The sequence below is a fragment of the Pseudomonas sp. KH_050 genome (assembly GCF_057838875.1).
Genome location: NZ_CM174478.1, coordinates 5,068,021 through 5,077,685 on the forward strand (window position 1 = coordinate 5,068,021; position 9,665 = coordinate 5,077,685).

At 57.2% G+C, this 9,665-nt stretch carries 12 protein-coding genes and 1 pseudogene; 5 read left to right on the forward strand and 8 right to left on the reverse strand.

Features of this window, described 5'->3' with window-relative positions; genetic code table 11:
* Positions 1-78: 78 nt before the first annotated feature.
* On the reverse strand, positions 79-696 hold the full coding sequence (locus AC3IUA_RS23060) for a LysE family translocator (protein ID WP_489357183.1): 618 nt from the start codon (positions 694-696) through the stop codon (positions 79-81).
* A gap of 97 nt (positions 697-793) precedes the next feature.
* Positions 794-1,063 carry a hypothetical protein gene (locus tag AC3IUA_RS23065; RefSeq protein ID WP_489357184.1) on the reverse strand — a complete coding sequence of 90 codons (270 nt, stop codon included), beginning with the start codon at positions 1,061-1,063 and terminating at the stop codon, positions 794-796.
* Between the two features lie 298 nt (positions 1,064-1,361).
* Between AC3IUA_RS23065 and ssuD the strand changes: the two genes are divergently transcribed.
* Together ssuD and AC3IUA_RS23075 are read left to right on the forward strand one after the other, a co-directional pair.
* On the forward strand, positions 1,362-2,507 hold the full coding sequence (gene ssuD, locus AC3IUA_RS23070; RefSeq protein ID WP_489357185.1) for an FMNH2-dependent alkanesulfonate monooxygenase: 1,146 nt from the start codon (positions 1,362-1,364) through the stop codon (positions 2,505-2,507).
* Between the two features lie 14 nt (positions 2,508-2,521).
* Positions 2,522-2,684: pseudogene (locus AC3IUA_RS23075) on the forward strand (sigma-54-dependent Fis family transcriptional regulator); the annotation flags it as partial.
* Between the two features lie 9 nt (positions 2,685-2,693).
* On the opposite strand, the gene AC3IUA_RS23080 reads toward AC3IUA_RS23075, so the two are convergent.
* Positions 2,694-3,059, reverse strand: coding sequence for an antibiotic biosynthesis monooxygenase (locus AC3IUA_RS23080; protein ID WP_489357186.1), 366 nt, complete (start codon positions 3,057-3,059; stop codon positions 2,694-2,696).
* A gap of 93 nt (positions 3,060-3,152) precedes the next feature.
* Between AC3IUA_RS23080 and soxR the strand changes: the two genes are divergently transcribed.
* Both soxR and AC3IUA_RS23090 read left to right on the forward strand, forming a co-directional pair.
* Positions 3,153-3,620 (forward strand): redox-sensitive transcriptional activator SoxR, encoded by a 468-nt coding sequence (gene soxR / locus AC3IUA_RS23085; protein ID WP_489357187.1) that lies wholly within the window; start codon positions 3,153-3,155, stop codon positions 3,618-3,620.
* Positions 3,621-3,780: 160 nt separating this feature from the next.
* On the forward strand, positions 3,781-4,245 hold the full coding sequence (locus tag AC3IUA_RS23090; protein WP_489357188.1) for a VOC family protein: 465 nt from the start codon (positions 3,781-3,783) through the stop codon (positions 4,243-4,245).
* A gap of 385 nt (positions 4,246-4,630) precedes the next feature.
* Here AC3IUA_RS23090 and AC3IUA_RS23095 read toward each other — a convergent pair whose 3' ends face one another.
* On the reverse strand, positions 4,631-4,927 hold the full coding sequence (locus AC3IUA_RS23095) for a hypothetical protein (protein WP_489357189.1): 297 nt from the start codon (positions 4,925-4,927) through the stop codon (positions 4,631-4,633).
* A gap of 136 nt (positions 4,928-5,063) precedes the next feature.
* On the opposite strand from AC3IUA_RS23095, the gene AC3IUA_RS23100 reads away from it, so the two are divergent.
* Entirely contained in the window at positions 5,064-5,744 is a 681-nt protein-coding gene (locus AC3IUA_RS23100) for an SOS response-associated peptidase family protein (RefSeq protein ID WP_489362438.1), read from the forward strand.
* Here AC3IUA_RS23100 and AC3IUA_RS23105 read toward each other — a convergent pair.
* The 4 genes from AC3IUA_RS23105 to AC3IUA_RS23120 form a co-directional block, all read right to left on the reverse strand.
* Positions 5,738-5,941: a hypothetical protein gene (locus AC3IUA_RS23105; protein WP_489357190.1), complete on the reverse strand. Its 204-nt coding sequence runs from the start codon at positions 5,939-5,941 to the stop codon at positions 5,738-5,740. The genes AC3IUA_RS23100 and AC3IUA_RS23105 overlap by 7 nt on opposite strands.
* A gap of 56 nt (positions 5,942-5,997) precedes the next feature.
* On the reverse strand, positions 5,998-6,423 hold the full coding sequence (locus tag AC3IUA_RS23110) for a cell wall hydrolase (protein WP_489357191.1): 426 nt from the start codon (positions 6,421-6,423) through the stop codon (positions 5,998-6,000).
* A gap of 107 nt (positions 6,424-6,530) precedes the next feature.
* Positions 6,531-9,119 carry a hypothetical protein gene (locus tag AC3IUA_RS23115; RefSeq protein ID WP_489357192.1) on the reverse strand — a complete coding sequence of 863 codons (2,589 nt, stop codon included), beginning with the start codon at positions 9,117-9,119 and terminating at the stop codon, positions 6,531-6,533.
* 85 nt (positions 9,120-9,204) lie between these two features.
* On the reverse strand, positions 9,205-9,660 hold the full coding sequence (locus AC3IUA_RS23120) for a hypothetical protein (RefSeq protein ID WP_489357193.1): 456 nt from the start codon (positions 9,658-9,660) through the stop codon (positions 9,205-9,207).
* Positions 9,661-9,665: the final 5 nt, after the last annotated feature.

The window sequence follows — 9,665 nt, forward strand, 5'->3', positions numbered from 1 at the left end:
CGGGCTGATTTTAGTTCTATGGAGAGGTTAAAAAATACTGTCAGAAATACTGGAACTGCAGTCGGAATTCAAAAAAACCTAGTGTCCAGCGCTTTCCAGAAACAGCGGATACAGCGAAATCACCAGCAACAAGGCCATGCTCAGATTGAACACCCGCAGCCACCGCGGATCGCGCAGTACCTTGCGCAACAAGCTGCCACAAGCGACCCAGAGGCTGACGCTCGGCAGGTTGATCAAGGCAAAGACAGCGGCGATCACCACCACGTTGGTGAAGTAGCCCTGCAACGGGGTGTAGGTGCTGATGGCGCCGATCGCCATTATCCAGGCCTTGGGATTGACCCACTGAAACGCCGCCGCGCCCCAATAGCTGATTGGTTTGCCCTGGCCTTGCCCGGTTTCGGAAACGGGTCCGGAATGAGCGATTTTCCACGCCAGATAAAGCAGATAGGTCGCGCCGACATATCGCAACACGTTGTAGAGCAGCGGATAAGTCTGAAATACCGCCCCCAGGCCAAAGCCGACCGCCAGCACCAGGACGAAGAATCCACAGCTGATGCCGAGCATATGGGGTATGGAACGGTTGAAACCGAAATTGACACCCGAGGCCAGCAGCATGGTGTTGTTGGGGCCGGGGGTAACGGAGGTAACCAGCGCAAACAGGGCGAAGCCCAGCAGCAAATCCAGCGAGAGAGTCATGGGGCAATCCATCAGGGTCAGTCAGGAGTTGACCCTATCTCACGAACCCGGTGAAACCCACGGACAGTTGCGCAAAACTTTGAGCGGTACAGTCCGCTCAGCTTTGGCGCCCAGGCAGGATCACGCTGTGCTCGGCGTCCATTTCGCCTTGTGCATTGAAGCCAATGACTTTTTGCGGCTGGCCGAGCAACTCGGCTTTTTTCTGGTGGTACTCATCGAACGACAACCCGCGACGATTCAACGCCTCCAACGCCAGCTCACGACTTTCTTCTGCTGTGTACGGCCGCAACTCGGGGGAGTAATGAGTCCCACAGCCGGCGAGAACCGAAGCGGCAAGCAGCAAGGAAATGGCGAGAAAACGATTCATGGGAGTCTCCTGACAAGCTGGCGTTAGGCGATGAACACAGGCTACTCCCAGGCCCAGGCCGACAAAAATCAACACTCTCAATAGTCGCTATCGACTTCGGCATAAGCAGATCCATTTGCGACACATATTCCTAAATGATCTATCAATATCTTTTTACGATATTTTACGGAATAACAATGTGTCTTTATAACGAACCTGCATCGGGCGCAGTGGACGCCCGCATTCGTCTTGCTGCAGAACGCGCCGCTGTTAGGTGTGCACCCAAACCCTCTGCTGAAAATCGCTCAAGGATCTGTTCATGGATGTTTTCTGGTTTCTCCCCACTCACGGCGATGGCCATTACCTGGGCACCACCCAGGGCGCGCGCCCGGTCACGCTCAATTACTTGAAACAAGTGGCCCAGGCCGCAGACCACCTCGGTTACCACGGAGTGCTGATTCCCACCGGACGTTCGTGCGAAGACTCATGGGTCATTGCTTCGGCCCTGGTGCCATTGACCGAACGCCTGCGTTACCTGGTGGCGATTCGTCCAGGAATTATCTCGCCGACTGTTTCGGCGCGCATGGCAGCAACCCTGGACCGGCTGTCTAATGGCCGCTTGCTGATCAACGTGGTGACCGGTGGTGACCCTGATGAAAACCGTGGCGATGGCAGCTTCCTCGATCACCGCGAACGCTATGAAGTCACCAACGAATTCCTCAAGATCTGGCGCCGAGTACTGCAAGGCGAGTCGGTGGATTTCGAAGGCAAGCATCTGCGGGTGCAGAACGCCAAGGCGCTGTATCCACCCGTGCAGAAACCTTATCCACCGTTGTACTTCGGCGGTTCTTCCGAAGCGGCCCACGACCTGGCCGCCGAGCAGGTCGATGTCTACCTGACCTGGGGCGAACCACCGGCCGCTGTCGCCGCGAAGCTGGCCGATATCCGTGAACGCGCGGCGCGTCAGGGGCGCACGGTGAAGTTCGGGATACGCCTGCATGTGATCGTCCGCGAAACGGCCGAGCAAGCCTGGAAAGCTGCCGACAAACTCATCGAGCACATCAGCGACGAGACCATCGCCGCGGCACAAAAATCTTTCTCGCGCTTCGACTCAGAAGGCCAGCGACGCATGGCCGCGCTGCATGACGGCCGACGTGACAACCTGGAAATCGCCCCGAATCTCTGGGCCGGAGTCGGCCTGGTACGTGGCGGCGCCGGCACCGCGCTGGTCGGCGATCCGCAGCAAGTGGCGGCACGGATCAAGGAATACGCGGACCTGGGCATCGAGAGCTTTATTTTTTCTGGTTACCCGCACCTGGAAGAGGCTTACCGCTTCGCCGAACTGGTGTTCCCGCTGTTGCCGGAACCCTACGCCAGCCTCGCCGGTCGCGGCATCACCAACCTCACCGGGCCGTTTGGAGAAATGATCGCCAACGATGTTTTGCCTGCTAAAGCCAGCGCCTGATCGATTGCCTCGGGCTTCGGGCCGCTTACTGCTTCAGCCATTACAACCACCGCCAACCTGCTGGGCCTGAGCCGCAACGTCACCCGCAGCCGGCTGATCAAGATCGGCGAACTGGCAGTGAACAAACGCCGGGTAGTGGGTAACATTCAGGGTGAGCGGATCTTGCAGTTGTCGATCCAGTGGCCACTAGCACACAAGGTTGCAGTGCAACGCATCGTCATGGCTGCGCTCGATGCTGCGCAGCACCTGAAATGAGCCGAAGGTCACGGTCCTGGCCTGATAGGCGCGGATCAGCTTCCAGAAATCCTGTTCGCCATTCTCGAAACTCTGGAAGGCCGCTTCACCCGCCTCCCGCGATTGCCATTGCAGATAGTTGAGCACCCGCCGGCCGTCATGGCTGGCTTGCACGCTGGCACTGAGAAAACCGCTGTAGACCTGGGCCAGACGTTCAGTCTGTTCAGCCAAGGCCGAGACCAGCCCTGGTTGCTGATGAGGTTCGATCTCGAATTCGATCAGTTGCGTGAAGCTGCGATTTTTTTCAAGCGACTGCATGAATAGTCCCCACTGACAGGTAAGCAGAATCTTGCGATCCGAGGCCATGCAGGGTAAAACCTCTAGCTAACTAGAGGTCAAGTGGCAAATGCGATGATCAGAAAAGAAACCATCCACAAAGAACTGACTGTCGGCCAGTTGTCGGCTCGTAGCGGTGTCGCGGTTACTGCCCTGCACTTCTATGAATCCAAGGGGCTGATCAAAAGCAATCGCAACCAGGGCAACCAGCGCCGTTATCCGCGGGAAATCCTGCGGCGGGTGGCGATGATCAAGATTGCACAACGATTGGGCATTCCACTTGCAGAGATCGGCGATGCTCTGAAGTCACTGCCCAACCATCGCGCGCCGACCGCGGCGGACTGGAAGCGTCTGGCAGAGCAGTGGAGCAAAAATCTGGATGAGCGGATCAACCAGTTGATCATGCTGCGCGACAAGCTCAATGACTGCATTGGCTGCGGCTGTTTGTCGATGGAGGCCTGCCCGCTGCGCAACGATGGCGATGTGCTGGGTGAACTCGGGCCGGGGGCGCAGTTGTTGGAGTCGGCGGTCGATCCAGAATAGCGTCGCCCCTGTGGCGAGGGGGCAAGCCCCCGTGGGCCAAACAATGACTATGCTGCTGTCCGTCGGCCCCTCGGCTTCCCGGTTTTTCGTGACCTATAGTGAATCGACCGGAAAACGGTGAAGGATTACGTTTATCCCCTCAACAAAAAGGAGAATCGACATGAGCGTTAAACCGATACCCGAGGGCTTCCACAGCATCACGCCTTACCTGGGCATCAAAAAAGCCGCGCAAGCGATCGAGTTCTACAAAAAAGCGTTCGGCGCCACGGAAGTCATGCGTCTGGTTGCACCCAACGGCGACATCGGCCACGCCGAACTGCGCATCGGCGACTCGGCGATCATGCTCGCCACCCCCTGCGACGCTGCGTCGCTGGGCAGTCCTGAACAGACCGGCATCTCGGTGGGGCTGCATTTGTATGTCAACGATGTCGACAAACAGTACGCTCAGGCGATTGCCGCCGGAGGTGAGGTGGTTTCTGAAGTCAAAGACCAGTTCTACGGCGATCGTTCAGGCACGCTAAAAGACCCCTATGGTCATTTGTGGTTTCTCGCCACCCATAAGGAAGATTTGTCCCAGGAAGAAATCGCCAGGCGTGCTGCCGAGATGTTCAAGCAAGCCAAGTAAAACCCTGGGTCAGACCCAGAAGCCCTGCAGCTTTATGTATGCAGGGCTTTTTCTGGTTGTAGGCATCTCCTACATACCGTGACTGCTGCCCTCAAAGCCAACCCTGGCCACTTATAACTTATCGATCTAAAACTCCAGAGATTCAGCCGGGTCAGTTTCAGAGTACCCGCCATTTGGCGCGTGTATCGATTGCCCCCTCCCCAACGGACAAACCGGTAAGGAATTTATGTGCGGATTAGCTGGAGTATGAGCAATGCAGTAAACAGGGGGCTTTAGCGCCATTCAAAGACCCTGAATACCCCTGTTGGGAACTGCATATGGTACGAAAAGTGGTACGAGAAACATCCCTCCCCGGCATCCTGCCGACCGAACACAATCCCCTCCTTTATACAGGCCTGCACCACCACGACTGCGCATAGAGGCAGCCGTCGACCTCCTCGATACCACTCAGCGTGAAAGCACCGGTCGCCATTCCCGAGAGGATCGCATCGAACAGTGGCGGCAACGGTTCCGGATCAAGCGGCATGCCCGACTTGACCCTGGCAACGTCGCTCGTCCTGTTCAGCTGCTCGCACATCTCATTGCGCACATTGATGTCGCCACGAAGCGGTACCGCAAAGCGTATTTCTTTCTGGGGCCTGGCTACGCCCTTCTCTCTCATTCGGGTGATCAGGAAGTACATGGCTTGCTCAATACTGTATATAAAAACAGTATTCTACGAGTTGGCTTCTAGATTGAAACCATCAGTTCGTCGGTTCGTAATCATCCATCGTAATGCCAGACGAGCTAAGCTGATGTTTCAAGTGGAGGACTCGCCAATGTGCGGAAGACTTTCCCAGTACCGTGGTATCCACGACTTCGTGGCGGCGCTGAGCATGCCCAATGCTCTGGTCAACACCGTCGGCGACCAGCCGCTCGAGCAGTACAACGTCGCACCTACAACAAGGGTCGCCCTCTTTCGCCAGGAAGGCGACACGCTGCGCGCCGACCTGGTCAGGTGGTGTTGGCGACCGCATTGGGCAACTGACCAGCCAGCGAAACCGAACGGCAGAGTCGAAAAGGTCGCGCATAGCCCATTCTACCGAGCGATCTGGCCACACCGCGCCATTACGCCAATCGACGGGTGGTATGAGTGGGTCGATGAAGGTGGCCCCAAGAAACAGCCCTACCTTATCCGGCGCCGAGATGGTGCCCCTGCCTTCTGCGCCTCAATCGGCCAGTTTCCGACCGGCGACCACGCGCCCAGCGAGTATGACGGTTTCGTGATCATCACTGCCGATTCGGCCGGCGGCATGGTGGACATTCACGATCGACGCCCGGTAATACTGGCGGCGGAGCTGGCCCGGGAATGGCTTGACCCGGCCACGCCCAAGGAGCGCGCCGAGCATATGATGATTCAACAGGGAGAGCCGTCCGAGACCTTCGAGTGGTTCAGGGTCGATGTGGCCGTGGGCAATGTTCGGAACCAAGGGCAAAGCCTGATCCGTCCAGCTCAGTGAAGTAATGGCACCCGCCCACCCAGCGCCCAAAGCTGATACTTCGATACCGCCGTCATGAGTGTCTCCACTTTCAGGCGCAGACGTTCGACCTCCTCGGCCGGCTTCACGCCTTTTGCTTCGTTATACCGCCGCAATGCCTGCAGAGCCTGCTGCATTAGTGGATCCCCTGCAGCTATCTTCTCGTCAAGATCTCCCATGCCGGCCTCCGTTCCCGATCACTTGATCAGGGCAGTATAGGCAGGCTCGCTCACGCTCACGGCACATCCCTAAAGAAGACGTGATGCCCAAGCCTCAGCGTCTGCTTGGCGCCGGCAGCCCAGCCCGGAGCTTTGGGCATGGTGGTCGCGTAGTAGTGAGTGGCCCCGCCGGTTGGATCTGGAGCGGTACCGGCGATCACCTGGTCAGCGGCAGCCTTCGCCTGGGCGAACTGCCCGGCGGGGATCGGCTTGGCGCCACTCAAGTAACCGAAATTCGGATCGTTCTTGTTCCAGCAGCTGAACTGCCATGCCTTCAGACACACGCCGGCATAGCCTTCGCCCCACCAGGACTTGGCCTTGCCGTCGAACACGCGATTGCGGATCGTCCAAGCGACGGCGATCTGTCCCGCCAAGCCTTCCCCGCGGGCCTCGCCCCAAAGCGTGCGCGCAAGGATGTCCCGGTCTTTCTCTGTGGCTGTCATACTTTTCTCCTGGCGTAAAAAAGCCCGCGCTGGGCGGGCTATCAAATTGCGAGCACAAAAAAACCGCTCAAGGCGGATTAATCATTTCGCTTAGTTGCCAGTGTTTTTCAGGCGGCGATTCGATCCTCCAGCGCCGCAAGGCGATCCTCAAGCGCTGCAAACCTCTGGTCCATCGACAGCTTAACGTCCTGCAGAGCCTTGATGATCGGCGGGATGAACTCGTCATAGCCAAGGCTCAGCACGTCGCAGCCGCCTTGAATGCTGTGGTCCTGGTAACCACCAAAGTCTACGCCGAGCGAATCGCACAGTTCTTTGACTTCCTGCGCCAAGAACCACTGATGGAAACGAGTTCGCTTTTTAGAGCCGTCCTTTGGAATCGGACGGCGCTCGATCTGCGTTTCTCGTACCTGACGGGTGGCCACTAAAGGAGAGGCGTCAAGACCCAAAATTGCCGTGGGGTACTCTTCATCGATTAGCACTTCTACTTCAACTTCCTCGAAGTAGTCCTCGCGCATGTCCCAGCGACCTTCTACGGGACGCAGCCCCATGACAAAATCAAGCCCAAGATTTGTATCCTGAACATCGGCCTTATCATTGGCATCCGAGCGGTTCTGTACAGTGCCATATACATAAGTTGTGGTCGAACTGTTGCCGATTTGGTTTTGATTGCTACCGGAAACTGCCGATGTAGTGCCGAGACACATGCTGTTGGTGAACAGGACAGCGTTCGTTCCGTCCTGCGCAAGACGACCAGCATTAGCTCCAATGTTCGTGTTGTCAGACCCGGTAAGGAACTGACCAGTTTGGTGCCCGATATTCGTGCTTCCGCTGCTGGCTGTCCGCGAAGATCCAGCGCTGCGCCCGATATCTACGTTATTCGAACCAACGGTGTTTGATTGACCGGCAAACACCCCGACATGAATATTGGCACTCCCGGTAGTGGTCTTCTCGCCAGCAGCAAAACCAAGTGCGGTGTTGTCGTTGCCAGTGCTTAGCGCCAATGCCAGGTTACCAACGGCAGTGGATCGGATTGCGCTACCGTTTGCTCGTAGCGCCTGATAGCCAACCGCAACAATGTTGGAAGATATGACTGTGTTGCCAGCCTCATAGCCGACCAGAGTGTTGTAACTTCCGCCAGCCACCGAAAGACCAGCCGATGTGCCTAAGAGGGCGTTGCCTGTGCCGGTAGTGATGTCGCGACCAGCAAAGAAACCAACGGCCGTGTTAGCTAAACCGCCTGTTTGGTCGGCGATTCCGTTCAGGCACCGATACCCAACTGCCGTGTTTTGCGAGCCGCGCATGTAGCGGTTGGCATAAGCACCAATCGAAGTACATTCGCTAGGACCTGTTGCCGTGCTGTTATTGCCTTGAGCCGAAAAACCAATGGCGGTGTTGTAGTCGCCGGCACGCTGATCACTTAATGCCCCTAGCCCAAATGCGGAGTTGTGATTACCGGTTTCTAGGCGCCCCATTACCCCGCCACCAACACCAGTGTTGTTTACCCCGGTTTTGAGCCACTCCAGCGCAGTGGACCCAACCGCCGTATTACTTCCGCTATATGCGGTAGCTCGATACAGCGCCTGAAACCCCATCGCAGTGTTGTTGATTGAGTCAGTGATAGATGCGAGGGCTCTAGAGCCGTGAGCGGTGTTGTTGGTGCCGGTAGTGAGATTCAGCAGGGCTCGCGAGCCATGGGAGGTGTTGTTGTAACCTAGTGGCGTACCTGTTGGTACGTCGAGCGATGAGGTGACCTTACTCCCAACCAGCATGTTGAAAGAGCGCGGCAATTCTGGGGCGTTAGACAGCCGCAGACGACCGTTGTAAACCCCGTATTTGATGCTGACTGACGAGGTAGATGTTGGCGCCAGAAAAGTAAACGCCCCTTCCCAGCTAAGAATGGTCTGCGGCACCTCGTCGAACAGAATATAAGCATCCGACTGGCTATCGAACTCGTAAAGGATCGTGTAGCGCTCAGGGTCGGTCCCGCCCGCCGAGCCACCACGACGCCACCATTCGGCGCGATCGAACTTCAATACCCCGGGTCCGTAGTAGCTGGCGTTCTCACCAAGGGCCTGGGGGGTCGAAAGACGCCAATCCCCATCAGGCACAAAGATAGGCCCGGCATTTTCATTTTCGGCAGCAACAAACACGGAATCCTGCAACGCCACGCCTGTCGGGTCAGCACCAGCAAAATCCGAAACGCTGATTTTGATCTTGTTGATGTCGTACTGGGTCTGGTCCTTTGCGCCAACGAACGGCTTTTTAGCGCCGAGAAGAGTAGCGCCGTCGTCCGCGGCCAGTTCCTGCCGCAACGAGTTGTCCCCGTTAGAAATCCATTTCGCCTCATCAGCAGCGAAGGTGGTCGTGGTGAACGGAATTGCGTCATCCTTCGGTCGGTACAGTTCGCCGAGGTACCGGACCTGCTGGGTTGTGCGAGTGATGCTGATCCCTGGCGCGTAATCTACGGGCGTTTCATACCCGCTACTGGCGAGCTGGTGATTGAACTCGACGACCCTCTGCGCCTGATCTACCTCGAACTCGGCATTCATTCCCTGAATCGACTTTCTCTGTCCGCCGAATCGGTCCGGGTAGCTGGCCGCTGGGCCGTTGGCGAACTTATCGAAATTTTCCGCGTTGTCTTTCAGGTCCTTCGGGTTGGTCGATCCAAGCGGATTGCCAGTGGCGTAAGTGGTCATGCCAAACTCCAAGCATAAAAAAGCCCGCACTTGGCGGGCAGGGTTTAAGAGGTGTTGCGCCAGGAGGCGCCTTGCTGATTTCTGCTTAGAGTTCGGGCCAATCCTTGTTCACGGCCCTGTCGAAGATGCTGGACATGAGGATGTACTCGGGCGCAATCAGCACCCACTCGGCATCCACGACCGGCCGCTGGAACAACTCGAGTACTGCTGTAAATCGCCAATGACTCACACCGACAAGAGTCGGGCCGACGTAAATATCTTTGAAGCGGGCCTCGTAGGTTTCCAGCCCGAGCGGAGTCTTGAGACGGCACTCGAACCACAAGGAGCCTGAGAGGAGAACGTGATCGAACCACCCCTCAAACAGCTGCGTCTGTTCATCACTGAACAGCCAGGACACAGGCGCTTCGGTAGGTACGCTGCGGTATAAGCGCCGCTGTACGGCCCGACCGCTCATTTTTGGCGACCGAAGTAGCGGGCTGACCGGCTCAAAGCCGTACCCGTCCCGCAGCGGCAGGGGCAATCCCTCCGGATATGCAATCATGTGCA